Raw genomic sequence first — 26,510 nt, 5'->3', positions numbered from 1 at the left:
GGCAAATCACAAGTAGAGGCTTGAGATAGAGCAGCGCCGCGCCCGAAAGGGCGCGGCGAGGGGCGTCAAAGCGTAGACAGGAAGGTGCTGTTGTTGGCCTGCCATTCGATGATGTCGATACGGATACGTTTTTTGTCGAGCTTACCTACGCTGGTCTTGGGAATTTCAGTAACAACGGCGATCTGGCTCGGAATCGCCCACTTGCTCAAATGCCCCAGTTCAACGTAAGGCTTGAGGTGCTCCTTGAGCTCCCGCGCCCCAATCACTTGGCCCTCATGCACCACCAGCAAGGCAAAGGGGCGCTCGCCCCATTGCGGATCGGCGATGCCCACCACCGCTACCTCGCGTACCGCCGGGTGGCGGCTGACCAGGTCTTCGAGGGCCAGGGACGAGATCCATTCCCCACCGGTCTTGATCACATCCTTGATGCGATCACGGATATCGATCACACCAAACGCGTCCAGTGTGGCAACGTCGCCGGTGTGCATCCAGCCGCCGGCCCACAGCTCGGCGCCCTTTTGCGGTTCGTTGTAATAACCCTCGGTCAGCCAGGGCGCGCGCAGCACCAGTTCGCCCTGGGTTTCGCCGTCGGCGGGAAGAAAGTTGCCGTCGGTGTCCATGATTGCCGCCTCCACCAGCGGCCCAGGCACACCGGCCTTGATGCGATAGGTGGTGCGTTCGTCTTCGCTGCCGGCCATCAGCTCTTCATTGAGGTGTGCGCACGACACCAGCGGCCCGGTCTCGGACATGCCATACGCGGCGGTCAATTGAATGCCGCGGGCCTTGGCGGCCTCGTACAGCGAGCGGTTGAGCGCGCTGCCGCCAATGACGATTTTCCACCCACCAAAATCCACGCCCTGGGCAGCCTTGGCGTTGAGCACCATTTGCAGGATGGTCGGCACGCAATGGGAGAACGTGACCTTCTCCTTGCGCCACAGCTGCACCAGGTATTCGGGGTCATAGCGCCCGGGGTAGACCTGCTTCAAGCCGAGCATGGTCGCCACATAGGGCAGGCCCCAGGCGTGTACGTGGAACATCGGTGTGATCGGCATGTACACATCGTTGGTGCCCAACAGACGCACGCTGTCGACGCTGCCCATGATGGTCGCCACGCCAATGGTGTGCAGCACCAATTGGCGATGGGTGAAATACACCCCTTTGGGGTTACCGGTGGTGCCGGTGGTGTAGAAGGTGGTGGCGACGGAGTTTTCGTCGAAGTCCTGGAAGTCGTACTGGGGGCTGGCGGCGGCCAGCAGGGTTTCGTACTCACCGACCAGGTTGGGTAGTTCGGCGGTGTGGGTGTCACCATCGGTAATCAACAGGGTCTTGTCGACGGTGGTGAGCTGCCCGGCAATCGCCTGATAGAGCCCCACGAACTCACTGTTGACCAGCACGAAGCGGTCTTCGGCGTGGTTCATGGTGTAGAGAATCTGTTCCGGTGACAGGCGCACGTTGATGGTGTGGATCACCGCGCCGATCATCGGAATGGCGAACATGCATTCCAGGTAACGGTGGCTGTCCCAATCCATCACCGCCACGGTATCACCAGCCTTGACCCCGGCTTCGGTCAGCACATTGGCCAGGCGCGCAACGCGCTCGATCAGCGTCGGGTAGGTGTAGCGCAGCTTGTCGCGGTAGATGATTTCCCGGGTCTTCTCGTAGCGAGTCCCGGACATCAACAGGCGCTTGATCAGCAGCGGGTATTGGTACGCACCTTCGGCGGGCGGGATAACACGGGTCTGCAACATACGAATCCCTTTAATGACTGCACGGTCTTGACTTGAAGACCTGCACTGTAGAGGGCTTATGTTTCAACCAAATCAGCCAAAGGAATGATTTGCGGAACTCAGTAAATGCTAGCTTTGCGCCAGTATCTGCAGCTTATGGAAGACCAATGTGGGAGGGGGCTTGCTCCCGATAGCAGGGTGTCAGTCAGCTTATGTAGGGCTGACACACCGCTATCGGGAGCAAGCCCCCTCCCACATTTGAGCTGTGTACCCTTGAGAAAATTGATTACTTCATGCTGGTAAACGCCAACTTCACCCCAATGGCGATCAACACCGCGCCCATGGTCCGATCAAACCAATGCCCCATGCGCGCAAAGCCGGCGCGTACACGCTGCTGGCTGAACAACATGGCCACCAGGCAGAACCACACCGCCGTCGCCACCGCCAGGTACACGCCATAACCCGCTTGTACCGCCAGTGGCGTATGCGGGTTGATCACCACGGTGAACAGCGAGAGGAAGAACAGCGTCGCCTTGGGGTTCAGGCCGTTGGTCACAAAGCCTGCGGTAAATGCACCGCGTGGGGTGCGCTCGCCCGCTTCGCGGTGCAACTCGCCTTCGGCAGCAGGCTTGGCCGGCTGGGCGCGCAGGGCCTTGAAGCCGATATACAGCAGGTACGCCGCTGCGGCCCATTTGAGCGCATTGAACAACACGATGGACTGGGACACGATCAAACCGATCCCCAGCAACGAGTAACCCACATGCACGAAAATCGCCGTGCCAACGCCCAGGGCCGTCCAGGTGCCGGCGCGGCGTCCGTGGGTCACGCTCTCACGGACCACCACGGCGAAATCCGGGCCGGGGCTGGCCACCGCCAACAAGTGAATCAAGGCTACGGTCAAAAACTCGGCGACGTACATGCTCACTCCATTAAGTAACTGATTATTTCATCTGATAGGCTCGGAAGATTACGCCTTCGAACCTCGTCGCAAAAGGTACAGTTGATCATGAACAATCGCCGCGCCGTCTTCCTCGACCACCCTTCACTGGACTTGGGCGACCTCGACCTCAGCGGTTTGCACGACTGCTTCAGCCAGTTGCAGCTGTTTGAGCAGACTACGCCACAGAATGTGGTGGAACGCTTGCAGGGCGCTCAAGTCGCGATCAGCAACAAAATCCCGCTCACGGCGCAAACCCTGGCGGCGTGCCCCGAGCTCAAACTGATCCTGGTTTCAGCCACCGGCACCAACAATATCGACCTCGAAGCCGCCCGCGCCCACGGCATCACCGTGAGCAACTGCCAGGGTTACGGCACGCCGTCGGTGGCCCAGCACACGATCATGCTGCTGCTCAACCTCGCCACGCGCTTGAAGGACTACCAACAGGATGTGGCCGCCGGCAAATGGCAGCAGGCCAGGCAGTTCTGTCTGCTGGACCATCCAATTGTCGAGTTGGAAGGCAAAACCCTCGGCCTGCTCGGCCATGGCGAACTGGGCAGCGCGGTGGCGCGCCTGGCCGAAGCCTTCGGCATGCGCGTGGTACTCGGCGCGATTCCCGGGCGCCCTGCCCGCTCCGACCGCGTGCCACTGGATCAACTGCTGGCCCAGGTCGATGCGCTGACCTTGCATTGCCCGCTCAATGAACACACCCGCGACTTTATCGGCGCCCGTGAACTGGCGCTGCTCAAGCCCGGCGCGTTTATCGTCAACACCGCCCGTGGTGGCTTGATCAACGAACAGGCCTTGGCGGACGCGCTGCGCAGTGGTCATCTGGGCGGCGCGGCGACCGACGTGTTGAGTGTGGAGCCGCCGATCAATGGCAACCCGCTGCTGGCCGGCGATATTCCTCGGTTGATTGTCACGCCCCACAACGCCTGGGGCAGTCGCGAAGCGCGGCAACGCATCGTCGGCCAATTGACGGAAAACGCCCGAGGCTTTTTCAGCGGTGCCCCGCTGCGCGTCGTCAGTTGATAAACTGCGCCCCTTTTCAAGGAGCAGACCATGGATCCGCGCAGTGAAGTACTGCTTCGTCAGGCCGAACTTTTTCAAGGCAACCTGCTGCTGGTAGGTTTGCCTGCCGACGATTTGCTCGGGCGCTTGCCCAACGCCCATGGCTGGTGCTGGCACGCCGGCGACCAGGCCGCGCTTGATGCACGGTTTCCCGAGCGCAGCCAGTTCGGGGTGAATGTGCCCGAGCGTGCCTTCGATGCCGCGGTGATCTTCCTGCCCAAGTCCAAGGACCTCACCGACTACCTGCTCAACGCCGTGGCCGCTCGCCTGCCTGGCGCCGAGCTGTTTCTGGTGGGTGAGAAAAAAGGCGGTATCGAAAGCGCTGCCAAGCAGATGACCCCCTTCGGCAAGCCGCGCAAGCTGGATAACGCGCGGCATTGCCAGCTATGGCAAGTCACCGTCGCCAACGCCCCGCAAGCGGTCGAACTGGAGAGCCTGGCACAGGTCTTCGATGTACCACTGGCCGAAGGCCCGCTGAAGGTGGTGAGCTTGCCGGGAGTGTTCAGCCATGGCCGCCTGGACCGCGGCACCGAGTTGCTGCTGGAGCACCTGGACAAGCTGCCCAGCGGGCATCTGCTCGATTTCGGTTGCGGCGCCGGGGTACTGGGGGCTGCGGTCAAGCGTCGCTACCCGCATAACACCGTGACAATGCTGGATGTGGATGCCTTCGCAGCTGCCAGCAGTCGGCTGACGTTGGCGGCGAACGGCCTGGAAGCCGAGGTACTGACCGGGGATGGAATCGATGCCGCGCCAATGGGGCTAAACGCGATTTTGAGCAACCCGCCGTTCCATGTCGGGGTGCATACCGATTACTTCGCCACGGAAAACCTGCTGCGAAAAGCAGCCAAACATCTGGCAAAAGGTGGCGAACTGCGCTTGGTTGCCAACAGCTTCCTGAAGTATCAGCCGCTGATCGAAGAGCATCTGGGTATCTGCGCAATCAAGGCCGAAGGCAATGGTTTTCGCATCTACCGAGCCAAGCGCCCCTGACGGGCGTTTGAAAAAGAACGCTTGCCGAATGGATTTTGCCTAGGCAGAATCCGCAGCGTCCTAGGGGAGTAGTCTCCCACGAGCCCATGCTCGTCCGGCATACGTCAACATACTTGGTCAGCAGACCATGGCGTATGCGACCCAGGAGTCCGCACAGACGGGCCGGGGTTTGACAAGACCTATGACACGCACACCTTACCCGGGGCGGGAAGGCTGTACGTGTCATAGCCGTGTCGACCCGCCCCTGGAAACTACCTGATGCTGGATTCACTACTCGTTCCTACCGCAATCGTTGCCTTGGCCGAAATCGGCGACAAGACGCAGCTGCTCGCGCTCATTCTTGCTGCCCGCTTTCGCAAACCCTGGCCGATCATCGCCGGCATTGTCGCCGCAACCCTGGCCAACCATGCGGCCGCCGGTGCCGTGGGCGCCTGGTTCGGGAGTTTCTTCTCGGATGCGGTGCTGCACTGGATCCTCGCGGCGAGCTTCTGTGCCACGGCACTCTGGACCCTGGTGCCAGACAAACTCGATGATGACGAAGCCAGTACCACCCGCAAGTTCGGGCCATTTCTGACCACGCTGATTGCGTTCTTCCTTGCGGAAATCGGTGACAAGACCCAGATCGCCACGGTGATGCTGGCAGCGCAGTATCCGGAGTTGTGGCTGGTGATTATCGGCACCACGCTGGGCATGTTGATTGCCAACGTACCGGTGGTTCTGGCGGGGAATTTCGCGGCGGAGAAACTGCCGCTGACCTTGATTCGTCGATTGGCGGCCACAGCGTTCTTTGTACTGGCGATTGTGGCGGTCTACAAAGCCATGCAAAGCAGCGGCTGGCTCTAAGACTGCAACCCGATCTATTGTGGGAGGGGCGGTGCGCCCCTCCCACATTTGGATCGTCATCAAGCCTCAGGATTTCTTGGCCTGCTGGTACAGCGGCATTACCTTCGGAATCGCTGCCTGCAACGAAGCAATCCGGCTGTCGGAAGCTGGGTGAGTACTCATGAATTCCGGCGGCGCGCCTTCGGAAGCCTTGGCCATTTTGTTCCACAAGGTGATCGCGGCGTTCGGGTTGTAGCCGGCACGCGCCGAAAGCTCCAGGCCGATCAGGTCGGCTTCGTTTTCGTTGCTGCGGCTGTTGGGCAAGGTCATGCCATAGTTGGCCACGGTATCGGCCAGTGCCAGGCTGTCCTGGCCGAGACCGAATATTGCACCAGCGCCCTGCTTGGCCATTTCAATACCGTACGCCTTGGACATCGCTTCACGACCGTGCTCACGCAGGGCGTGGGCGATTTCATGGCCCATCACCGCAGCCAACTCGTCATCGGTGAGCTTGAGGTTGTCGATCAGCGCGCTGTACACCAGGATCTTGCCGCCAGGCCCGCAGTTGGCGTTCATCTCGTCGCTTTTGATCAGGTTCACTTCCCAGTTCCACTGGGCGGCATCTGCGCGAAAGGTCGGCGCCTGGGCGATCAGGCGCTTGGCGATGGCCTGCACACGCTTGGCGTTGGCGCTGGTCTTGTCCAGAACGCCTTTGCCACTGGCTTCACCCAGGGTCTGCTGGTAAGACTGGGCGTACATCTGGTCGACTTCCTGGCTCGACAACATGCTGAACATGTATTGCTTGCGCTCAACCCCAACAGCACCGCCGCTGGTCGTGTTGACCGACTGGCAACCCGCCAGCAACATCGCTGCAACCAAACCGCTTACCGCCAATGACTTCTTCATGAACACGCTCCCTGAAAACATGGCGCGTATCGTAGGCGGTCGTTTGTATTGGCGCCAGATACATCAGACATTTAACCGCTGAATTTCGGACACATCCCACAGTGCAGGCTCAAGCCGGGGTCAGACACTCCGGCCCATTGAGCTTGGGATCATTGACCATATTAGCCAACACGCGCTCACGTAAAGCGCTGGGCTCACCGGCCAGCAACCCTTGCAACACGTGCAGCGGCGTCTCGGGGTCGAGCCAGGCGGCTTGCCCCGCCGCATCAAGAATCAACGGCCGACGTTGGCTTTGCGCTGCCTGGGTGACCACGGCGGTGCTCAGCCACACCTGCTCCTGCACGGGATACGCTTCCCAGATCGCAGCAAAAAACAGGGTGGAGCCCTCCCCCGGCGTCAACCAATACGGGCGCTTGCGCTGGGTACCGCGCCATTCGTAGAAACCGTTGGCTGGCAACAGGCAGCGGCGCTGGCGGAATGCCTCGCGGAACATCGGTTGCTCGGCGAGCGTTTCGGCGCGGGCATGGGCCGGAGTACGGGAAAGATCCGTCAACCAAGGCGGCGTCAGCCCCCAACGGGCACGCGCCAGGGTGAGCTGGCCTTCGCTCAGGCGCTGGATCAGCACCGAATCATTGGGGGAAATGTTCCACTGGGCCTGCTGGTCGGCGGGGAAGCCGGGCAAGGCAGCAAAGGCAGGGTTCCAGCGAAACAGGGCATAACGTCCACACATGGGGCAACACGACTCTTGGGGTAAACCGACCGACAGCCTAACAGACCAATACGTCGGGGAAGCTGTCGGGTTCGTCGCCGGGCAAGGGTTGCGCGCCGATATAGGCCGTGATCAGCTCGCGGGCGTACGCCGCCTGATCATTATCGACCTCCAGCCCCAGCAAACCGAAGATCGGCAACTCGCCGGTACCACCGAGCAAGTGGCGGCCCATCAAGTGCGCTTCGATGCCCTCACTGGCCAGCATCTGTTGCAACAGCTCGCCTTCCATCAGGCTTTCCGGCTCGTAGATTCGCTGCATGGGCGTACCTGTTATTCGTTTTCGCTACGCATCATTCATTTTCGCTGCGGGTTTCGAGCATCCACTCGTCACCATGCACTTGCAGGTTGAACGTGATCGGCCGGCAACACACCTGGCAGTCTTCTATATAGGTCTGGTCCCCGCCAGACAAATCCACTGTTGTCTCGACCACTTCGCCACAATAAGGACAATCGTACATCGCAGTTTCCAGCATCGCAGTCTCCAAGGTGACTTGTGCGTATAATCGCCGGTCTATTTACAGGGCTATTTCCGGCAGAGCCAGTTTACTCACGCCGCCCCTGCTATTTCCTTTACTTACCCTAGCCGTTTCTAACAAGAGAGCATGATGGGCGAATTCGATACCATCCGACCTTACAACGACAGCGAAGTCCCGGCAGTGCTGGCGCGTCTGTTCAGTGACAAGGCCTTTCTGGACATCCTGACCCACTTTCGCTTCCCGCGCTTTGCCGGCGCCCTGGGCTGGTTGCTCAAGCCGATGATCGCGCGCAAATTGCGCCGTGAGTTTGCCGGCGTCACCACCGTGGCGACGCTGCAAGACAAAGTCGAATACTACGTTGACCACACGATTGACCGGGCGACCGACGGCGTAACCTACACCGGCGTCGAGCAGCTCAAATCCGGCACCGCCTACCTGTTTCTGGCCAACCACCGCGACATCGTGATGGACCCGGCCTTCGTCAACTATGCCGTGTATCACGCTGGCCTGCCGACGCCACGCATCGCCATTGGTGACAACCTGCTGCAAAAGCCGTTTGTCAGCGACCTGATGCGCCTGAACAAGAGCTTCATCGTGCACCGTTCGATCACCGGGCGAAAGGAGAAGATGGCGGCCTACAACCTGCTGTCGGCCTATATCAACCATTCGATCCGCAACGACTGCCAGTCGATCTGGATCGCCCAGGCTGAAGGCCGGGCCAAGGATGGCGATGACCGTACCGAATCGGCGATTCTCAAGATGTTCCACGTCAGCCGCAAGGACGAGCCGTTTGCCGAGGTTATCCAGTCGTTGAACCTGACGCCGGTATCCATCAGCTACGAGTACGACCCTTGCGATGCCGCCAAGGCCCGCGAGCTGTATATCCGCGCCACCACCGGCACCTACACCAAGGCACCGGGCGAGGACGACGTGAGCATCGCCCTGGGTATCACCGGCTACAAGGGCCGCGTACATGTGAACTTTGCGCCGCCGATTACCGATCGTTTCGAAGATACCAAGCTGCTGGCAGTGGAAATGGACCGGCAGATCCTCGGTGGCTACCGCTTGTTTCCGGTGCATTACCTGGCGTACGCACAGTGGGATGATGCCGATCCGCAGTTGCAAGTGCCTAAAGCGGCGGATGTATTCCCCGCCGATGAGCTGGCCAAGGCCAAGGCAGAATGGGAGCGACGCTTGAACGAATGCCCGGCCGAACACCGGCCTTATCTGGTGGTGCAGTATGCGACGCCGGTACGCAATCAATACCGAGTCAAGGCCGGGATCCCCCTGTAATATGTGACCCTACAGGGGATATGTGGCAGGCGCTGATTCTACGGGCAGTACATGGCCAGTGTGGGAGCTGGCTCGCCTGCGATAGCGGTGGTTCAGTTAAAGATTCAGTGGCTGATACACCGCCTTCGCGGGCAAGCCCGCTCCCACATTTGGTTTTGCAGTGGAATTAGAAATGGGTGCTGAGCCAGGAGGCGGCCAGGGCCAAGCCAAGGCAGCCGAACCCCACACGGTAAGCCTGACGATGCGCCCGTTCGGTGTGCGTATCCAGAAAAAGCATCGGCTGGTCGATTGCACGCTCTTCACTACGCATGGCGAGTTCAGCCATCGCACGTTGCGCATGCAGGCGGGTGATAAACAGCACCAAGGCGCCCGAGCAGGCAACCAACAGGGCAACAGCATTGATGAGCAGCGCCATCGCAAACCTCGGCGAATCAGTATTCGGATATCAGCCCAGATACCAACCTGAACGATAGTCGCCTCCTGCGCCTTTAATGCTCCTTCTCCGTTGACGGCTAATGTATCCAGTAATTTACAGCGTCACCTGAACGTCACCTTAACAAGCCACTCTGTTGCCCTTCGACGCTTGAGGAGCTAGTCATGTTGCACGCGCAAAACCAGGATCGGCTGTATCTGATCGCCCCAAACGATGAGCAAGAGGCGCTGGTCGGCAGCCTTGCGTTCAACGTCCAGGATCGCCACTGGCTGGTGTATTGCGCCCTCGGCGGCCACCAACATGCGGACTTGCCAGAACTGGATTTGCTCACCGGCGTGAGTGTGCTGGACTTCTATGTCGATACGGCGGCATGACCAAACCACGGGCATAAAAAAACCGGGCTCATCACTGAGCCCGGTTTTTTGTGCACGGTTTATTGCGAACTGAGCAACTGGCCGATGCTTGGGTCCTTGAACAGGCGGGTCAGGGCATCGCTGAGCACATCGCTGACCAGCTTGGTGTTGGTTTCCTGGTTGGGCGACATGCCGAAGCGCTGATTCAGCGATGCGGCGTAGCGGCCACTGTAGCGACGGGTACCGGCGCTGACGTCAGACTTGAAGGTCGCACCGATGGAGGCTTCGGTCACATACAGCCCCTCTTTGGGCGACTGGTACTTCAGCTCGGCCAGAGTCACGGTCAGTTGCGGCACACCTGGCGAGTTGGTCGGTGTAAAGCCCAGCAAGCGCACAGCGGCTTCAGCCTGGGCCTGCAGCTTGGGCAGCACATCCTGGCCGGTCACCGAAATCAGCGCAGTCTCCGGATACAGGCCGCCACGCGAGCCCAGGGTTGGCGACGGACGACCGTCGACCACACGTACCGACACCGGCTGGCCATGACCTACCGCAGCCAACGGCGCGGTGACTTTAGGTTGCGGGCTGAGTTGTTGCGGGCTGTTGGCGCAGCCAACCAGGGTCAAACTGGTCACAGTGATCAAACCGAACAACAGGCGTTGCAACATACTCATTTCTCCAGGACTAGGTGCAGACAGGTCGCCAGTATAACGGTGCACGCACGCCACTCACCAGCAATCCTGAACAGTGGCTGAAGCCACGGGCAAATTACAAATTCGCATAAATTGGTCACCGCAGTGTCATGCCACACTGGCAATCTTCAAGCATGTAACACACTAGGTACACAGCCATGCGCCTTCTCAAGACACTGTTCATGTCACACGCCCGTCACCGCCACTTCGCCCTGCTCGACGCCCAGGGCCATTGCCAGGCATTCAAGCAATGCAGCCTGCCGCCCGTCGGTGAAGGTTGGGTGGAAGTGACCGAGACTCATCTGGGCTGGATGCACCGCCCTCTGCCGGCCAGCGCCCGGGTCAAGCCGCAGGTTTTTCGCGCACAACACCGGCAAGCGTTGGCCTCCTGACCGGGACCCGAATAAAAGTCATAAAACACGCCCATTTCCCTGGCGTTCTTCGCTACAATCTCCCCCCGATTATAAGGACGTCTCCTGATCGGGCCCCGCAGCATCGTTAATGCCCAGGCATTAGCCCCAAAATCGCCCACAGAGAGCCGCCCACACAGATCAAGTGAAGCTGGCGTGCTTGCTGTTTCCTTTGCAAACCACCCCGCCTTTATCGGATCTGCCAGAGCTGCCATTGCGCTCGGCCACTTGTGTTGTTTGCCCGTTTTGCCGCATGTCGGCAGAGGTTTACGGGCCAGGTGCCAGGCTGGGGCAGCCCTTTTTTGAGGTTCACGTCTTCAAAAGAGCGTGAAAAAACGGGTTTTCACAACTTCACAAGAGTGTGGCGAGCAAATGAATAGTTTGGCGTTTGTACAAACACCACCAGCGTCTGGGGCAGCCCAATTACACAGGATCGAGCCTTCCTCAAAAACCGGAGCTTGAGCCTGTCCGCTACGGATTGGTTGCACGAATCGCACGCTTTGACCATAAGTCGAATTGCCACAGGCGCCCATGAATGCGTTCATAGGCAGATTAGCCCGGCAGGAAGCGTGTGCTGAAGTTGCAAAGAATTGCGAAACGGACATGGCGATCCTGGCCATGGGTAACCTGGGGCAACACGTGAACCGCCCCGTCACTCCTGGCAGCCATGCCGTCAATTTGGTGCTGCAGATTTTGGAGACGCGTTAAATGGCGCATAACGAAGCAGTCGACGTAGTTCTGGTAGGGGCCGGCATCATGAGTGCCACCCTGGCCGTACTGCTCAAAGAGCTCGACCCCGGCCTCAAGCTGGAAGTCGTTGAGCTGATGGATTCGGGTGCCGCGGAGAGTTCCAACCCGTGGAACAACGCCGGTACCGGCCACGCCGGGCTGTGTGAGCTGAACTACACGCCACAGGCCGCCGATGGCTCCATCGACATCAAGAAAGCCGTGCACATCAACACCCAGTTCGAGGTGTCGAAACAGTTCTGGGCGTACCTGACCAAGAAGGGCACCTTCGGCTCGTCCAAGTCGTTCATCAGCCCGGTCCCGCACCTGAGCTTCGTGCAGGGCGACAAAGGCGTGTCCTTCCTCAAGAAGCGTTTTGAGACCCTCAGCCAGCATCACGCGTTTTCGGACATGCACTACACCGAAGACCGCAGCGAAATGGCCGAGTGGATGCCGCTGATGATGCCGGGCCGCCCGCTTGACGAAAAAATCGCCGCGACCCGCGTGATGAACGGCACCGACGTCAACTTCGGCGCCCTGACCAATCAGTTGCTCAGCCACCTGACCAGTTCGCCGGATGCCCAGGTCAAATACTGCAAGCGCGTCACCGGCCTCAAGCGTAACGGCGCCGGCTGGACCGTGAGCATCAAGGACGTCAACAGCGGCAACAGCCGCGAAGTGGACGCCAAGTTCGTGTTCCTCGGCGCCGGTGGTGCGGCCCTGCCGCTGCTGCAAGCCTCGGGCATCGAAGAAAGCAAAGGCTTCGGCGGTTTCCCGGTCAGTGGCCAGTGGCTGCGTTGCGACAACCCGGAAGTGGTCAAACAGCACCAGGCCAAGGTCTACAGCCAGGCTGCCGTGGGTTCGCCGCCCATGTCCGTGCCGCACCTGGACACCCGCGTGGTGGATGGCAAGAAGTCGCTGCTGTTCGGGCCATACGCAGGCTTTACCACCAAGTTCCTCAAGCACGGCTCGTTCCTTGACCTGCCGATGTCGATTCGCGCTGGCAATATTGGCCCGATGCTGGCCGTGGCCCGCGACAACATGGACCTGACCAAGTACCTGGTCAGCGAAGTGCGCCAATCCATGGAGCAGCGCCTGGAATCCCTGCGTCGCTTCTACCCCGAGGCAAAAGCCGAAGACTGGCGCCTGGAAGTGGCCGGCCAGCGGGTGCAGATCATCAAGAAAGACCCGAAGAAAGGCGGCGTGCTGCAATTCGGCACCGAGCTGGTGGCGGCCAAGGACGGTTCGCTCGCGGCGCTGCTGGGCGCATCTCCGGGTGCCTCGGTGACCGTATCGATCATGCTGGAGCTGATTGAACGCTGCTTCCCGCAGAAGGCTGCCGGTGAATGGGCGAGCAAGCTGCACGAGATCTTCCCGGCGCGGGAAAAGGTCCTGGAGACGGATGCCGAGCTGTATCGCAAGATCAACACGCAGAACAACATCAGCCTTGAGCTGGTGGAGCAAAGCAACGAAGCCCAAAGCTACGCTTAAGGTTTGAATGCAAAAAAAACGCCCCTCGGGGCGTTTTTTTGTGGCTCGGATAATCAGCCGCGGGCTTTTTCGATCAGCTCGATGTACTCGGCGGCGTTGCGCTGGTCCTTGATCAGGTCAACAAAGGTCTGGCCATGCTCGTCCTGGCCATCCAGGTCCAGGCCTGCTTCTTGGAAAAACCCCAGGAAACGCTCGAAGTCGTCGATACGCAGGCCGCGATAGGCCTTGATCAGTTTGTGCAGGGACGGCGAAGTCGCATCAACCGGCTCGAAGTCCAGGAACAACTTGATTTGGTCGTCACCGATCTCGTCGCCAATCACCTGTTTCTTATCTTTACGCATTACCGACTCCAGCCTGCACATTTACACGGGGTTTGAAGTCTACCTGCGCGACGCAGGATGTGGGAGGGGCTCAATCGAACTGGGCAAGCATCCAGCGTTGGTAGTCAGCCACACCGGCATCACCTTCTCGCGGCGCCCAATCAGCCAGCTCCCCCTCACCCACCGGTCGATAAGGCCCGGCCTTGCATTCGAACATCACAGTGTCAGGCTCCAGCACCACCAGGCCATGGAATACGCCCGGCGGCAAGTCGACACCGGCGCATTTACCACCCGCCTGCATCACGCGCTTGGCAATCACTTCACCCGTTTCGGTGAATATCAGCAGACCCAGGGCCCCCTGAAGCACCAGCAAGGTCTCCGCCTTGTCGGCACTCAGGTGACGATGGGGCGGTACATATGTGCTCGGTTGCAGGGCCACAGCCAAGCGATGGCAAGGTTCTTCCATCTGATGGAAATTATGGTGATATCGGCCACGGGGGCTGGCGGCCGCTTTCTCGGCCAATTCGGCAAACAGGGTCTGATCAAGAAAGCGGGCCATCGATTACATTCCTTTAACGGCAAAGATGCCATTGGCGTTACGCCAGTAGCCTTTGTAGTCCATGCCATACCCGAAGATATAGCGGTCGACGCACGGCAGCCCAACAAAATCGGCTTTCAATTCAGGACGGGCCTTGCGGTCGTGGTCTTTATCGATCAACACAGCGGTATGCACTTTGCGCGCGCCGGCATGTTTGCAGAAATCGATGATCGCGCCCAGGGTATGACCTTCATCGAGGATGTCATCAATGATCAGCACATCGCGGTCAATGAACGAAACTTCCGGCTTGGCCTTCCAGAACAGATCGCCGCCGCTGGTTTCGTTGCGATAACGGGTGGCGTGCAGGTAAGAGGCTTCCAGTGGGAATTGCAGGTGGGTGAGCAATTTACCGGCGAAGATCAGGCCACCGTTCATCACACAAAAGACCACCGGGTTGGTGTCGGCCATTTCGCGGGTGATGTGCTCGCCGACCTTGGCGATTGCTGCTTCGACCTGCGCTTCGGTGTACAGGCAGTCAGCCTCGTGCATGATTTGACGGATATGCTCGAGATCAGCAGACATGGCGCTCTCCAAGGGGGTGCTGTGGCAAGAAAAGCGGGCGAAGGTACGCTTCTCGTGCGCTCCAATCAAGCCTTTATGGACTAACGTACTTGATGTCTATAGGACAACACTCTCGGATAGATTAATCTAGGCCGGTTTTTTTGCCCGCCGCCGGAGCCTTTCCCATGCCCACTCGCGAGATCCGCCACCCGCTGATCCGACACAAACTCGGCCTTATGCGCCGTGCCGACATTAGCACGAAGAATTTCCGTGAGCTTGCTCAGGAAGTCGGAGCGCTGCTGACTTACGAAGCCACCAAGGATTTACCCCTGGAAACCTACGAGATCCCCGGTTGGGCCGGTCCCGTACAAGTGGAAAAAATCGCCGGTAAGAAAATTACCGTCGTCCCTATCCTGCGCGCCGGTATCGGCATGCTCGAAGGTGTACTCAGCCTGATCCCGGGCGCCAAGGTCAGCGCCGTGGGCGTTGCCCGCAATGAAGAAACACTGCAGGCCCACACCTACCTGGAGAAGCTCGTTCCGGAAATCAACGAGCGCCTGGCCATGATCATCGACCCGATGCTCGCCACCGGTAGCTCCATGGTCGCGACCATCGACCTGCTGAAAAAAGCCGGCTGCCGGGACATCCGTGCCATGGTGCTGGTGGCCGCGCCCGAAGGCATCGCCGCCGTCGAGAAAGCCCATCCGGATGTGCAGATCTACACCGCATCCATTGATGAGCGCTTGAATGAACACGGCTACATCATCCCAGGCCTTGGCGATGCCGGTGACAAGATCTTCGGCACCAAGCAGAAGGACGCGTGAACATGCAGGATGAATTCAACGACCCGCTTTGGCGCCAGATCCTGTCTGGCGCACAGATGCTCTTCGTAGCATTTGGCGCGCTGGTGTTGATGCCGCTGATCACAGGTCTTGATCCAAACGTCGCACTGTTCACCGCCGGCCTGGGCACATTGCTGTTCCAGGTGGTGACAGGGCGGCAGGTGCCGGTATTTTTGGCATCGAGCTTCGCGTTTATCACCCCGATCATCCTCGCCAAAGGCCAATTCGGCCTGGCGGCGACCATGGGCGGGGTGATGGCGGCCGGTTTCGTCTATACGTTCCTGGGCCTGGCCGTGAAGGTCAAGGGCACCGGCTTTATCGATCGGCTGCTGCCACCGGTGGTCATCGGCCCGGTGATCATCTCGATCGGCCTGGCCATGGCGCCGATTGCCGCCAATATGGCCATGGGCAAGTCCGGCGACGGAGCCGAGTTGATCCATTACCAGACGGCGATGCTGATCTCGATGCCCGCACTGCTGACCACCTTGATCGTGGCCGTGTTCGGCAAAGGTATTTTCCGCCTGGTGCCGATCATCTCCGGCGTGCTGGTGGGCTTTGCCATGTCGTTCTATTTTGGCGTGGTCGACACCGCAAAGATCGCGGCTGCGCCGTGGTTCGCCCTGCCCCACTTTACCGCGCCGGAGTTCAACTGGCAGGCGATCCTGTTTATCGTCCCGGTGGCCCTGGCCCCGGCGATCGAACATATCGGCGGTGTGATTGCGGTGGGCAGCGTGACCGGTCGCGACTACCTGAAAAAGCCCGGCCTGCACCGCACCTTGCTGGGTGACGGTATCGCCACTACGGCTGCCGGCATGTTTGGCGGCCCGCCGAACACCACCTACGCCGAGGTGACCGGCGCAGTGATGCTGACCAAGAACTACAACCCGAAAATCATGACCTGGGCGGCAGTGTTTGCCATCAGCCTGGCGTTTATCGGCAAGTTCGGCGCACTGCTGCAGAGCATCCCCGTGCCAGTGATGGGCGGGATTCTGTGCCTGCTGTTCGGCTCGATTGCCGCGGTGGGGATGAACACGCTGATTCGCCACAGGATCGACCTGGGTGAAGCACGCAACCTGGTGATCGTGTCGGTAACCCTGGTATTCGGGATTGGCGGTGTGCTGGTCGGCACCGGCACCGGCCCGGACGATTTCGGCCTCAAGGGCATTGCCCTGTGTGCGGTGGTGGCGATTGGCTTGAACCTGCTGCTGCCGGGCAATGATGGCTGGAAGAACAAGAAGCCGGATGAGCCGCTTCTTTAACTAACGCCGCAAAATAGAATGTGGGAGGGGGCTTGCCCCCGATGACGGAGTGCCAGTCGACATCTAATCGACTGATCCACCGCTATCGGGAGCAAGCCCCCTCCCACATTTTTTTGATTTTCAGTGTGGCTTAGAGCTCGCCCAGGCCATCAACCAGCGCCTGGTTCTGCTCAGGCGTACCGATACTGATCCGCAGGAACTGGGCAATCCGCTCCTGCTTGAAGTGCCGCACGATAACCCCCTGCTCACGCAACTTGGCTGCCAATCCAGCAGCGTCATGCCGTGGGTGGCGCGCAAAGATGAAGTTCGCCGCCGAGGGCAACACTTCAAACCCTTTGCCTTCCAGTTGCGCGACCACCTTGTTGCGGCTGTCGATCACCATCTGGCAGGTCTGCTCGAAGTATTCACGGTCTTCGAACGCCGCCGCCGCGCCAACAATCGCCAGGCGATCCAACGGGTAGGAGTTGAAGCTGTTCTTGACCCGCTCCAGCGCCTCGATCAGGTCCGGATGACCCACGGCCAGGCCCACACGCAAACCGGCCAGTGAGCGCGATTTGGACAGGGTCTGGGTCACCAGCAGGTTCGGGTAACGGTCCACCAGGCTGATGGCGGTTTCGCCACCGAAGTCGATGTAGGCTTCGTCGACCACCACCACCGAATCCGGGCTGGCCTTGAGGATCTGCTCCACCGCATCCAGCGCCAGTACGCAGCCGGTGGGTGCGTTAGGGTTGGGGAAGATGATCCCGCCGTTGGGCCTGGCATAGTCAGATGCGCGAATCTGGAACTGCTCGTCCAACGCCAGCGCGTCGTACTTGATGCCGTAGAGGCCGCAGTACACGGGGTAAAAGCTGTAGCTGATATCCGGGAACAGCAGTGGCAGATCGTGCTGGAACAGGCCATGAAAGATGTGCGCCAGGACTTCATCGGAACCGTTGCCCAGGAATACCTTCCCGGCGTCGATTCCGTAATACCTGGCCACTGCCTGTTTAAGCAGGTCGCTGTTGGGGTCCGGGTACAGGCGCAAGTTGTCGTTCAACTCGGCCTGCATCGCTGCCAATGCCTTGGGCGATGGGCCGTATGGGTTTTCGTTGGTGTTGAGCTTGACCAGCTTGGTCAGCTTCGGTTGCTCACCGGGTATGTAAGGCACAAGGTCCTTGACGAAAGGGCTCCAGAATTTGCTCATGCCTTACTCTCCCTTGACGATGCGGTATTCAGCGCTGCGTGCGTGAGCGCTGAGGGATTCACCACGGGCCAGCACCGAGGCAGTCTTGCCCAGCTCGGAAGCACCTTGTGGCGAGCAGAAGATAATCGACGAACGCTTCTGGAAGTCATACACCCCCAGCGGCGATGAAAAACGCGCAGTGCCGGAGGTCGGCAACACGTGGTTAGGCCCGGCGCAGTAGTCGCCCAGGGCTTCGCTGGTGTGACGCCCCATGAAGATCGCACCGGCGTGACGAATCGACGGCAACCAGGCTTGCGGGTCCGCTACGGACAGCTCCAGGTGTTCCGGCGCGATGCGGTTGGCCACTTCGATGGCTTGCTCCATATCACGCACCAGAATCAGTGCGCCGCGGCCATTGATCGACTTCTCGATGATTTCGGCACGCTCCATGGTCGGCAGCAGCTTATTGATGCTGGCGGCGACCTTGTCGAGGAACTCGGCATCGGGGCTGACCAGGATCGCCTGGGCATCTTCGTCGTGCTCAGCCTGGGAGAACAGGTCCATGGCGATCCAGTCCGGATCGGTCTGGCCGTCACACACCACCAGAATTTCCGAAGGGCCGGCGATCATGTCGATGCCGACCTGGCCGAACACATGGCGCTTGGCGGTGGCGACGTAGATGTTGCCTGGGCCAACAACCTTGTCGACCTTCGGCACGCTTTCGGTGCCATAGGCCAAGGCCGCGACGGCCTGGGCGCCACCGATGGTGAACACGCGGTCGACACCCGCGATGCAGGCGGCAGCCAGCACCAGCTCGTTGATTTCACCACGAGGGGTCGGCACCACCATGACCACTTCAGTGACGCCCGCCACTTTGGCCGGAATCGCGTTCATTAACACGGACGACGGATAAGAGGCTTTACCGCCCGGCACGTAAAGGCCGGCACGGTCCAACGGCGTGACCTTCTGGCCCAGTACGGTGCCATCGGCTTCGGTGTAGCTCCAGGAGTCCTGCTTCTGCTTTTCGTGGTAGCTGCGTACCCGCGCCGCTGCGACTTCCAGGGCTTCGCGCTGGGGCGCGGTGATACGCGTCAGGGCCAGCTCAAGGCGCTCGCGGGGCAGGATCAGGTCCGCCATCGACTTGACGTCCAGGCCGTCGAACTGACGGGTGAAGTCCACCAGCGCCGCATCACCGCGCTCGCGCACGGCCTTGATAATGTCGAGCACCCGCTGGTTGACCGAATCGTCGGACACGCTTTCCCAGCTCAGCAGATGATCCAGATGATGGGCAAAATCCGGGTCGGCAGCGTTGAGTCGGGCAATTGCAGTGGACGTGGTCATAGCGAGGGCCTCAATAGAATTGGCAAAAACTCAGGCGCCCTAAACTAGCAGTCGTTTCCGCTTGGGCACCTGAGAATTCTGGCTATGAGGCGGATAGACGGGCGCAGCTTTTGAGCTACGCGGGTGAGTCAACCGCGGTGTCGAGACTCCACTGCCTTGCGCAGGGTGTCGATCAACGCCTGGATACGGGCGTGTTGCATCTTCATCGAAGCTTTGTTGACGATCAGGCGAGAGCTGATGTCGGCGATGAAATCCTGTGGCTCCAAACCGTTGGCGCGCAGGGTGTTGCCGGTGTCGACCACGTCGATGATCTTGTCGGCCAGGCCGATCAGCGGTGCCAGCTCCATCGAGCCGTAGAGCTTGATGATATCGACCTGGCGGCCCTGTTCGGCGTAGTAGCGCTTGGCGACGTTGACGAACTTGGTCGCCACTCGCAGACGGCCCTTGGGCTCGACATCACCGACACGGCCAGCGGTCATCAACTTGCACAGCGCGATACGCAGGTCCAGTGGCTCATATAAGCCCTGGCCACCGTATTCCATCAGCACATCCTTACCCGCGACACCGAGGTCGGCGGCACCATGTTCAACGTAGGTCGGCACGTCGGTAGCCCGCACGATCAGCAGGCGAACGTCGTCCTGGGTCGTGGGGATGATCAGCTTGCGGCTCTTGTCCGGATTCTCGGTCGGCACGATGCCCGCTTCAGCCAGAAGCGGCAACGTGTCGTCAAGGATGCGGCCCTTGGACAGTGCGATGGTCAACATGGGAACGTCAGTCCTTCATCAGGCTATTGCTGTCCGGTCACAAACAGTGCCAGACACAGATCGAGGCCATGACAGCCTCGATTTGAAACAAACCAGTTAACAACAAACTGTGGCGAGGGAGCTTGCTCCCTCGCCACAAACAGGGAACTAGCCCGGTACGCGGCGGATCTTCGCGCCGAGCATCTGCAGTTTTTCTTCGATGCACTCGTAGCCACGGTCTATGTGGTAGATGCGATCGATCAGGGTGTCGCCTTCGGCGCACAGTGCCGAGATCACCAGGCTGGCGGAAGCACGCAGGTCGGTAGCCATTACTGGCGCGCCCTTGAGCTTGTCGATGCCGGTGACGATGGCGGTATTGCCTTCGACCTGGATCTTGGCGCCCATGCGGTGCAATTCATACACATGCATGAAGCGGTTTTCGAAGATGGTCTCGATCACGGCACCCGTGCCTTCGGCAATCGCGTTCAGGGAGATGAACTGCGCTTGCATGTCGGTCGGGAACGCCGGGTATGGAGCGGTACGCACGTTGACGGCTTTTGGCCGCTTGCCGTGCATGTTCAGCTCGATCCAGTCTTCGCCGGTGGTGATCTCTGCCCCGGCTTCCTTGAGTTTTTCCAGGACGGCTTCAAGGATGGTCGGATCGGTGTCCTTGACCTTCACGCGACCACCGGTCACGGCAGCGGCAACCAGGTAGGTACCGGTCTCGATGCGGTCAGGCATGACTTTGTAGGTGGCGGTGTGCAGACGCTCTACACCATCAATGGTGATGGTGTCGGTGCCAGCACCGGAAACTTTGGCGCCCATGGCGTTGAGGAAGTTGGCCAGGTCGACCACTTCCGGCTCACGTGCGGCGTTTTGCAGCACGCTGCGGCCTTTGGCCAGGGCAGCGGCCATCATGATGTTTTCGGTACCTGTCACACTGACGGTATCAAAGAAGAAGTTCGCGCCACGCAGGCCGCCTTCCGGCGCCTTGGCCTTGATGTAGCCGCCTTCGACGTCGATGACTGCGCCCATGGCCTCAAGGCCACGGATGTGCAGGTCGACCGGACGCGAACCAATGGCGCAACCGCCAGGCAAGGCCACTTCGGCTTCGCCGAAACGAGCAACCATCGGGCCCAGCACCAGGATCGACGCACGCATGGTTTTCACCAGTTCGTACGGGGCGATCAGGGTCTTGATGGTGCGCGGGTCGATTTCGACGGCCAGCTTCTCGTCGATCACCGGCTCAATGCCCATGCGGCCGAACAGCTCGATCATGGTGGTAATGTCGTGCAGGTGCGGCAGGTTGGCTACAGTCACCGGGCCATCGCACAGCAGGGTCGCTGCCAGGATCGGCAAGGCGGAGTTTTTCGCACCGGAAATGCGGATCTCGCCATCGAGGCGGGCACCGCCGGTAATAATCAATTTATCCATAAGAATCTCGACGCCTTGGGGGCTCAGGTGCGCTCGGCCCAGGCCGCGCGGCTGAAAAATTTCATAGTGACCGCATGGATGCTGCCATCGGTGATCCATGGGTTCAAATGGGCATAGATCTGCTGCTGACGCTTGACCGGGCTCAATGCCGCCAGTTCATCGCTAATCACGTTCAGCTGGAAATTGCAGCCTTCGCCTTCAACTTCAACAGTCGTTTCCGGCAGCTTTCCTTCAAGGAAGCTCTTAACTTCTAGGGCCTGCATGCTCAACCTCTATCGGCGCCCAGTGCGCACGGGTCGCACATCATACAAAAAAGCCCCGCGCCTGCGAACCCCGCATAGCAGGACTCTGACGGGGGGCTTTTCTGATAAATGTGTATTAAGGGTGTGCCAACAGCTCGGTCAGGCCGGAAACCTCGGCAATCTCGCGCATGTCTTCAGGCAAGGCACGGATACTGAGCGGCTTTTTTGCCGCTTCGGCATCGCGCATGAAGCACAGCAGCAACGACAGACCGACACTGCTGGACTTGGTCACCGCCGAGCAATCGAGTACCACTTCGGGCGCCTTGCTGGCCTTGATCAGCGCCTGGCCCTGCTTGCGCAGGTCAGGCCCGGTACGGTAATCGAGCACGCCGCTGAGCAACAGCTCGCCGGCGTCGCCGATACGAACAGCCGCCTCGGTCATTGCGCAGGCTTCCCGGCAGCTTTGTCGGTTTCTTCCTTGGCCTTGGCCACTTCACCGGCCCAACCATTGATGGTCTTGTCCAGGTTATTGCCATTGCGCTGCATCGCATCGGCGAACTGGTCACGGAACAGCTTGCCGATGTTGATGCCGTTGATGACCACGTTGCGCAGCTTCCATTCACCGTTGATTTTCGTCAGGGTGTAGGACACCGGATAGATCGCGCCATTGCTGCCCGAGACTTTCATCCCGACCTCGGCACGGTCGCCCGACTCCTCCCTGGCAGGGTCAACGACGATGCCCTGGTTGTTGTATTCCAGCAGAGCGTTGCCGTAAAACTGGAACAGACCACGCTTGAAGTTTTCCTGGAACGTCTGCATCTGCGCCGGGGTTGCCTTGCGCGAATACTTGACCGTCATGATGCTTTTGGAAATACCTTCGGCATCGACCACCGGGCCAACAATCGTGTTGAGTGCTTCGTAGAACCTGGAAGGGTCTTGCTTGTACTGCTCTTTGTTGGCCTTCAGGTCGGCCAGCATCCTGCTGGTCGTGTCCTGCACCAAATCGTGCGCAGAACCTGCCGCATTGGCCATCAGCGGCAACGCTGCAAGCAGTACCAGCAGGCCACGTCGCAAGGTAGAGATCATGAACAGATTCCTCATTTAGCGTCTTTATTGACCGTATTGAGCAGGAATTTACCGATCAGGTCTTCAAGTACCAACGACGACTGTGTGTCGTGGATTGTAGAGCCATCCTTGAGCAAGGCTGTTTCCCCGCCCACGCTGACACCGATGTATTTCTCGCCAAGCAGCCCCGCAGTGAGGATAGATGCCGTGGAGTCGGTCGGCAGGTTATCTACCTTCTTGTCCACCTGCATGGTCACTCGCCCGGTGAAGCTGTCGCGGTCCAGATCGATTGCCGTGACCTTGCCGATGGTAACGCCGGCCATGGTCACTTTGGCTCTGACCGTCAAACCGGCGATATTGTCGAAATACGCGTAAAGTTTATAGGTATCGGCGGTGGGGCTGGCCGACAGGCCGCTGACTCGCAGGGCCAACAACAGTAAAGCCAGGATGCCAGCCAGCAAGAAAAGGCCGACACCGATCTCCACAGTGCGGTTTTGCATCAGAAATCTCCAAACATCAAGGCGGTCAAAATGAAGTCAAGGCCCAGTACCGCCAGCGAGGCGTACACAACGGTCTTGGTAGTGGCACGACTGATCCCTTCTGAGGTGGGCTCGCAGTCATAGCCTTGGAATACGGCAATCCACGTCACCACAAAGGCAAAGACAATGCTCTTTATGATGCCGTTGAGCACGTCACCGGTGAAGGTCACGCTGTTTTGCATGTTGGCCCAGTAGGAACCGTCATAGACGCCCAACCAGTCAACCGCCACCCACGAACCGCCCCAGATACCCACCACGCTGAAAATCATCGCCAGCAATGGCAGGGAAATAAAGCCGGCCCACAGGCGCGGGGCAACAATGTACTTGAGCGGGTCCACACCGATCATTTCCAGGCTGGACAGTTGCTCGGTGGACTTCATGTTGCCGATTTCGGCGGTCAGCGCCGAACCTGCACGCCCCGCGAACAGCAAGGCAGTGACCACCGGGCCGAGCTCACGCAGCAGGGTCAGGGCCACCATCTGGCCTACCGCCTGCTCCGAGCCGTAGCTGGACAGGATGTTGAAGCCCTGCAGCGCCAGCACCATGCCGATGAACACCCCGGAGACCACAATGATCACCAGGGACATCACACCCACTGCGTGCAGCTGCTTGAGCAGCAGGCCGAAGCCCCCGCCGATGCCGCCGCGGCCCAGCAAGGCGTGGAACAGGAAAATGGTCGAACGCCCCAGGACTTCGATGATGTCGATGCCCGAGCGACCGAAAAGGCGAACCTTTTCGATAAGAGATGTCTTGCGCATCAGCGCTTCCCCAGAAGATCTGAGCGGTAGTCCGCTGCCGGAAAGTGAAAAGGCACCGGGCCATCGGGATCGCCGGTCATGAATTGGCGGATACGCGGGTTATCGGCGTTCATCAGCTCTTCAGGCGTACCCTGCCCCAGCACCTGGCCATCGCCCACTACATACAGGTAGTCGGCGATGCTCGCGGTTTCGGCCAGATCGTGGGAGACCACGATGCTGGTGATTCCCAATGCATCATTGAGCAAGCGGATCAGGCGCACCAGCACGCCCATGGCGATCGGGTCCTGACCCACGAATGGCTCGTCGTACATGAGGATCTGCGGGTCGAGGGCAATGGCCCGCGCCAGGGCGACACGGCGTTTCATACCGCCGGACAGTTCGTCCGGCATCAGGTCGATGGCACCGCGAAGGCCAACGGCCTGCAGCTTCAGCAACACAATGTCACGAATCATTTCATCGGACAGCTGGGTATGTACCCGCAGCGGGAACGCTACGTTTTCGAAAACATCGAGGTCGGTAAACAGCGCGCCGCTCTGGAACAGCACGCCCATATGCTTGCGCGCATCGAACAGATCGCTGCGCGACAGCGTCGGCAGGTTCTGGCCGTTGACCCACACTTCGCCGGCACTGGGGCGCAATTGCATGCCCATCAGGCGTAACAGGGTGGTCTTGCCGCAACCGGAAGGCCCCATGATGCCCGTGACCTTGCCGCGAGGAATGCGAATATCGACGTTATTGAAGATGCTGCGCGAACCGCGCTTGAAGGTAAGGCCCTTCAGCTCGACCGCGTAGGCGTTATCGGCACTCATCTAATCTCCTTGGGATGCAGCCTTTCACTCAGACACCATGTGTGCGACTTTGGTTTGCAACGGATGCGCAATAATTAGGCACATGGGTTGGGCGGACCGAACTGGCGGCGAACTATATCACCGCTGGTGCGGCGCCCCCAAGGCCGGAACAGCGCTCGTTCAGATTTAGGACAGGGTATAACCGTTACCGAAGGTGATTGGCTGGAACTTCGCGCACAAAGCCTGACGAACTTACGTGAGGGAATTGATCATTACCGCTATAATCGCCGCCTTTTCGTCAGGCTATACGATTTCAGACATGAGCCAATCCAGCGAACTTGTTCAATCCGCACAACGCACCATCCGCCTAGAGCTTGAAGCCGTAGAAGGCTTGCTGGCCCATATCAACGCGGATTTCGTGCGCGCCTGCGAGATGATCCTGGCCAGCAAGGGCCGCGTTGTCGTGGTCGGAATGGGTAAATCCGGCCACATCGGCAACAAGATCGCCGCCACCCTGGCAAGCACCGGGACCACCGCTTTTTTCGTGCATCCGGCCGAAGCCAGCCACGGCGACATGGGCATGATCACCAAGGATGACGTGATTCTGGCGCTGTCCAATTCCGGCACCACCAACGAAATCGTGACCCTGTTGCCGTTGATCAAGCGCCTGGGCATCCAGATGATCAGCCTCACGGGCAACCCGGAATCGACCCTGGCCAAGGCCGCCGACGTCAACCTCAACGTGCACGTGGCTCATGAGGCCTGCCCGTTGAACCTGGCACCGACTTCCTCCACCACCGCCGCACTGGTCATGGGCGATGCCCTGGCGGTGGCGCTGCTGGAGGCCCGCGGGTTTACCGCAGAAGACTTCGCATTTTCCCATCCAGGCGGTGCCCTCGGGCGTCGCTTGCTGCTGAAAGTGGAAAATGTCATGCATTCGGGCGCCGAACTGCCAAGCGTTCCACGCGGTACCCTGCTCAGGGATGCGCTGATGGAAATGACCCGCAAGGGCCTGGGCATGACGGCAATCCTGGAGACCGACGGACGCTTGGCCGGGATATTCACCGACGGTGATCTGCGCCGTACCCTGGACCGCACCATTGATATTCACACCGCCACCATCGACGCGGTGATGACACCCCACGGCAAGACCGCCCGCGCTGAAATGCTCGCGGCTGAAGCGCTGAAAATCATGGAAGACCACCGGATCGGCGCGCTGATCGTCGTCGATAACGATGATCGACCGATCGGAGCCCTTAACCTTGGCGACTTGCTGCGCGCAGGAGTGATGTAAATGACCAGCGATCTGTTGCAACGCGGTAAAAACATCAAGCTGGCGATTTTCGACGTTGACGGCGTGCTGACCGACGGCCGCCTGTACTTTCTCGAAGACGGCAGCGAATTCAAGACATTCAATACGCTCGATGGCCAGGGCATCAAGATGCTGATGGCGGCGGGCGTGCAAACGGCGATTATCAGCGGTCGAAAGACGCCGGTTGTGGAACGCCGCGCACAAAACCTCGGAATTGCTCACCTGTATCAGGGCCGCGAGGATAAACTGGTGGTGCTGGACGAGCTTCTTGGCCAACTCAACCTAAGCTATGAACAAGTCGCCTATCTGGGTGACGACCTGCCCGACCTGCCGGTGATTCGCCGGGTGGGCCTGGGCATGGCGGTCGCGAATGCCGCGGCGTTTGTGCGCGAACACGCCCATGGCATCACCACCGCCCGTGGCGGCGAAGGTGCTGCCCGCGAGTTCTGCGAGTTGATCCTGCGTGCCCAGGGCAGCCTTGAAGCGGCCCACGCCGCCTACCTATAGAGCGTT

General features: G+C 59.8%; 32 protein-coding genes and 1 riboswitch. Of the genes, 11 read left to right on the top strand and 21 right to left on the bottom strand.

Features of this window, described 5'->3' with window-relative positions; translation table 11 throughout:
• Nucleotides 1-65: 65 nt before the first annotated feature.
• Complete coding sequence (locus tag FW800_RS15525) at nt 66-1,748, bottom strand: fatty acid--CoA ligase (RefSeq protein ID WP_005784903.1); 1,683 nt, start codon at nt 1,746-1,748, stop codon at nt 66-68.
• Between the two features lie 265 nt (nt 1,749-2,013).
• On the bottom strand, nt 2,014-2,646 hold the full coding sequence (locus tag FW800_RS15520) for a LysE family translocator (protein ID WP_078820303.1): 633 nt from the start codon (nt 2,644-2,646) through the stop codon (nt 2,014-2,016).
• Nucleotides 2,647-2,730: 84 nt separating this feature from the next.
• Between FW800_RS15520 and FW800_RS15515 the strand changes: the two genes are divergently transcribed.
• From FW800_RS15515 to FW800_RS15505, 3 genes are all read left to right on the top strand, one after another.
• Nucleotides 2,731-3,696, top strand: a complete 966-nt coding sequence (locus tag FW800_RS15515; protein WP_446437934.1) for a 2-hydroxyacid dehydrogenase — start codon at nt 2,731-2,733, stop codon at nt 3,694-3,696.
• Between the two features lie 30 nt (nt 3,697-3,726).
• On the top strand, nt 3,727-4,725 hold the full coding sequence (locus FW800_RS15510; RefSeq protein ID WP_446437918.1) for a methyltransferase: 999 nt from the start codon (nt 3,727-3,729) through the stop codon (nt 4,723-4,725).
• Between the two features lie 50 nt (nt 4,726-4,775).
• Nucleotides 4,776-4,896, top strand: a riboswitch (yybP-ykoY riboswitch).
• Between the two features lie 87 nt (nt 4,897-4,983).
• Nucleotides 4,984-5,568, top strand: a complete 585-nt coding sequence (locus tag FW800_RS15505) for a TMEM165/GDT1 family protein (protein WP_057012949.1) — start codon at nt 4,984-4,986, stop codon at nt 5,566-5,568.
• A gap of 66 nt (nt 5,569-5,634) precedes the next feature.
• Here FW800_RS15505 and FW800_RS15500 read toward each other — a convergent pair whose 3' ends face one another.
• The 4 genes from FW800_RS15500 to FW800_RS15485 form a co-directional block, all read right to left on the bottom strand.
• A complete protein-coding gene (locus tag FW800_RS15500; protein WP_005784894.1) occupies nt 5,635-6,453 on the bottom strand; it encodes a M48 family metallopeptidase in 819 nt (272 codons plus the stop codon).
• Between the two features lie 109 nt (nt 6,454-6,562).
• Complete coding sequence (locus FW800_RS15495) at nt 6,563-7,183, bottom strand: SOS response-associated peptidase (protein WP_005784892.1); 621 nt, start codon at nt 7,181-7,183, stop codon at nt 6,563-6,565.
• Nucleotides 7,184-7,220: 37 nt separating this feature from the next.
• On the bottom strand, nt 7,221-7,481 hold the full coding sequence (locus tag FW800_RS15490; RefSeq protein ID WP_446437917.1) for a putative signal transducing protein: 261 nt from the start codon (nt 7,479-7,481) through the stop codon (nt 7,221-7,223).
• Nucleotides 7,482-7,512: 31 nt separating this feature from the next.
• Complete coding sequence (locus FW800_RS15485; RefSeq protein WP_032877753.1) at nt 7,513-7,695, bottom strand: CPXCG motif-containing cysteine-rich protein; 183 nt, start codon at nt 7,693-7,695, stop codon at nt 7,513-7,515.
• A 132-nt stretch (nt 7,696-7,827) separates the two neighbouring features.
• On the opposite strand from FW800_RS15485, the gene FW800_RS15480 reads away from it, so the two are divergent.
• Complete coding sequence (locus tag FW800_RS15480; RefSeq protein WP_446437916.1) at nt 7,828-8,991, top strand: 1-acyl-sn-glycerol-3-phosphate acyltransferase; 1,164 nt, start codon at nt 7,828-7,830, stop codon at nt 8,989-8,991.
• A 166-nt stretch (nt 8,992-9,157) separates the two neighbouring features.
• On the opposite strand, the gene FW800_RS15475 is transcribed toward FW800_RS15480, so the two are convergent.
• Nucleotides 9,158-9,406, bottom strand: a complete 249-nt coding sequence (locus FW800_RS15475) for a hypothetical protein (RefSeq protein WP_032877757.1) — start codon at nt 9,404-9,406, stop codon at nt 9,158-9,160.
• A gap of 182 nt (nt 9,407-9,588) precedes the next feature.
• Here FW800_RS15475 and FW800_RS15470 point away from each other — a divergent pair, with 182 nt between their 5' ends.
• The gene (locus tag FW800_RS15470) at nt 9,589-9,798 is read left to right on the top strand and encodes a hypothetical protein (RefSeq protein WP_005784881.1); all 210 of its coding nucleotides are present in this window, start codon (nt 9,589-9,591) and stop codon (nt 9,796-9,798) included.
• Between the two features lie 59 nt (nt 9,799-9,857).
• On the opposite strand, the gene FW800_RS15465 is transcribed toward FW800_RS15470, so the two are convergent.
• A complete protein-coding gene (locus tag FW800_RS15465) occupies nt 9,858-10,442 on the bottom strand; it encodes a YajG family lipoprotein (RefSeq protein ID WP_078820298.1) in 585 nt (194 codons plus the stop codon).
• Between the two features lie 182 nt (nt 10,443-10,624).
• On the opposite strand from FW800_RS15465, the gene FW800_RS15460 reads away from it, so the two are divergent.
• Both FW800_RS15460 and mqo read left to right on the top strand, forming a co-directional pair.
• Nucleotides 10,625-10,858 carry a hypothetical protein gene (locus tag FW800_RS15460; protein WP_032877761.1) on the top strand — a complete coding sequence of 78 codons (234 nt, stop codon included), beginning with the start codon at nt 10,625-10,627 and terminating at the stop codon, nt 10,856-10,858.
• A gap of 726 nt (nt 10,859-11,584) precedes the next feature.
• Nucleotides 11,585-13,093 carry a malate dehydrogenase (quinone) gene (gene mqo / locus FW800_RS15455; RefSeq protein WP_005784875.1) on the top strand — a complete coding sequence of 503 codons (1,509 nt, stop codon included), beginning with the start codon at nt 11,585-11,587 and terminating at the stop codon, nt 13,091-13,093.
• 53 nt (nt 13,094-13,146) lie between these two features.
• Here the strand turns inward: mqo and FW800_RS15450 are convergent, their stop codons facing one another.
• The 3 genes from FW800_RS15450 to FW800_RS15440 form a co-directional block, all read right to left on the bottom strand.
• Complete coding sequence (locus FW800_RS15450) at nt 13,147-13,434, bottom strand: PA4642 family protein (protein ID WP_078820296.1); 288 nt, start codon at nt 13,432-13,434, stop codon at nt 13,147-13,149.
• Nucleotides 13,435-13,504: 70 nt separating this feature from the next.
• Nucleotides 13,505-13,972, bottom strand: a complete 468-nt coding sequence (locus tag FW800_RS15445; RefSeq protein ID WP_032877765.1) for a WbuC family cupin fold metalloprotein — start codon at nt 13,970-13,972, stop codon at nt 13,505-13,507.
• A gap of 3 nt (nt 13,973-13,975) precedes the next feature.
• Entirely contained in the window at nt 13,976-14,533 is a 558-nt protein-coding gene (locus FW800_RS15440) for a hypoxanthine-guanine phosphoribosyltransferase (RefSeq protein ID WP_005784869.1), read from the bottom strand.
• Between the two features lie 164 nt (nt 14,534-14,697).
• Here FW800_RS15440 and upp point away from each other — a divergent pair, with 164 nt between their 5' ends.
• On the top strand, nt 14,698-15,336 hold the full coding sequence (upp, locus tag FW800_RS15435; RefSeq protein ID WP_003188608.1) for a uracil phosphoribosyltransferase: 639 nt from the start codon (nt 14,698-14,700) through the stop codon (nt 15,334-15,336).
• 2 nt (nt 15,337-15,338) lie between these two features.
• A complete protein-coding gene (locus tag FW800_RS15430; protein ID WP_032877767.1) occupies nt 15,339-16,613 on the top strand; it encodes a uracil-xanthine permease family protein in 1,275 nt (424 codons plus the stop codon).
• 130 nt (nt 16,614-16,743) lie between these two features.
• On the opposite strand, the gene hisC is transcribed toward FW800_RS15430, so the two are convergent.
• The 10 genes from hisC to FW800_RS15380 all read right to left on the bottom strand — a co-directional run bounded on the left by hisC (nt 16,744) and on the right by FW800_RS15380 (nt 24,706).
• Nucleotides 16,744-17,796 carry a histidinol-phosphate transaminase gene (hisC, locus tag FW800_RS15425; RefSeq protein WP_446437915.1) on the bottom strand — a complete coding sequence of 351 codons (1,053 nt, stop codon included), beginning with the start codon at nt 17,794-17,796 and terminating at the stop codon, nt 16,744-16,746.
• A gap of 3 nt (nt 17,797-17,799) precedes the next feature.
• Nucleotides 17,800-19,116 carry a histidinol dehydrogenase gene (gene hisD / locus FW800_RS15420; RefSeq protein WP_003188601.1) on the bottom strand — a complete coding sequence of 439 codons (1,317 nt, stop codon included), beginning with the start codon at nt 19,114-19,116 and terminating at the stop codon, nt 17,800-17,802.
• Nucleotides 19,117-19,244: 128 nt separating this feature from the next.
• Nucleotides 19,245-19,880, bottom strand: coding sequence for an ATP phosphoribosyltransferase (gene hisG / locus FW800_RS15415; protein WP_003188599.1), 636 nt, complete (start codon nt 19,878-19,880; stop codon nt 19,245-19,247).
• Between the two features lie 147 nt (nt 19,881-20,027).
• Entirely contained in the window at nt 20,028-21,293 is a 1,266-nt protein-coding gene (gene murA, locus FW800_RS15410; protein WP_005784861.1) for a UDP-N-acetylglucosamine 1-carboxyvinyltransferase, read from the bottom strand.
• Nucleotides 21,294-21,316: 23 nt separating this feature from the next.
• The gene (locus FW800_RS15405; protein ID WP_003188597.1) at nt 21,317-21,556 is read right to left on the bottom strand and encodes a BolA family protein; all 240 of its coding nucleotides are present in this window, start codon (nt 21,554-21,556) and stop codon (nt 21,317-21,319) included.
• A 115-nt stretch (nt 21,557-21,671) separates the two neighbouring features.
• Complete coding sequence (locus tag FW800_RS15400) at nt 21,672-21,977, bottom strand: STAS domain-containing protein (protein WP_216090751.1); 306 nt, start codon at nt 21,975-21,977, stop codon at nt 21,672-21,674.
• The gene (locus tag FW800_RS15395) at nt 21,974-22,621 is read right to left on the bottom strand and encodes an MlaC/ttg2D family ABC transporter substrate-binding protein (protein WP_032877773.1); all 648 of its coding nucleotides are present in this window, start codon (nt 22,619-22,621) and stop codon (nt 21,974-21,976) included. The genes FW800_RS15400 and FW800_RS15395 overlap by 4 nt, the downstream gene beginning before the upstream one ends.
• Nucleotides 22,622-22,632: 11 nt before the next feature.
• Entirely contained in the window at nt 22,633-23,100 is a 468-nt protein-coding gene (gene mlaD / locus FW800_RS15390) for an outer membrane lipid asymmetry maintenance protein MlaD (RefSeq protein ID WP_005784855.1), read from the bottom strand.
• Nucleotides 23,100-23,897 carry a lipid asymmetry maintenance ABC transporter permease subunit MlaE gene (gene mlaE / locus FW800_RS15385; protein ID WP_005784853.1) on the bottom strand — a complete coding sequence of 266 codons (798 nt, stop codon included), beginning with the start codon at nt 23,895-23,897 and terminating at the stop codon, nt 23,100-23,102. The genes mlaD and mlaE overlap by 1 nt, the downstream gene beginning before the upstream one ends.
• The gene (locus FW800_RS15380) at nt 23,897-24,706 is read right to left on the bottom strand and encodes an ATP-binding cassette domain-containing protein (RefSeq protein WP_005784851.1); all 810 of its coding nucleotides are present in this window, start codon (nt 24,704-24,706) and stop codon (nt 23,897-23,899) included. The genes mlaE and FW800_RS15380 overlap by 1 nt, the downstream gene beginning before the upstream one ends.
• A 298-nt stretch (nt 24,707-25,004) precedes the next feature.
• Between FW800_RS15380 and FW800_RS15375 the strand changes: the two genes are divergently transcribed.
• Together FW800_RS15375 and FW800_RS15370 are read left to right on the top strand one after the other, a co-directional pair.
• Entirely contained in the window at nt 25,005-25,979 is a 975-nt protein-coding gene (locus tag FW800_RS15375) for a KpsF/GutQ family sugar-phosphate isomerase (RefSeq protein ID WP_032877777.1), read from the top strand.
• Nucleotides 25,980-26,504 carry a KdsC family phosphatase gene (locus tag FW800_RS15370; protein ID WP_005784847.1) on the top strand — a complete coding sequence of 175 codons (525 nt, stop codon included), beginning with the start codon at nt 25,980-25,982 and terminating at the stop codon, nt 26,502-26,504. It abuts the gene before it with no gap.
• Nucleotides 26,505-26,510: the final 6 nt, after the last annotated feature.

Source organism: Pseudomonas sp. 910_23, from assembly GCF_052850795.1.
Note: the sequence above shows the minus strand (reverse complement) of the source record. Positions and strands in the feature narration are given on the sequence as shown.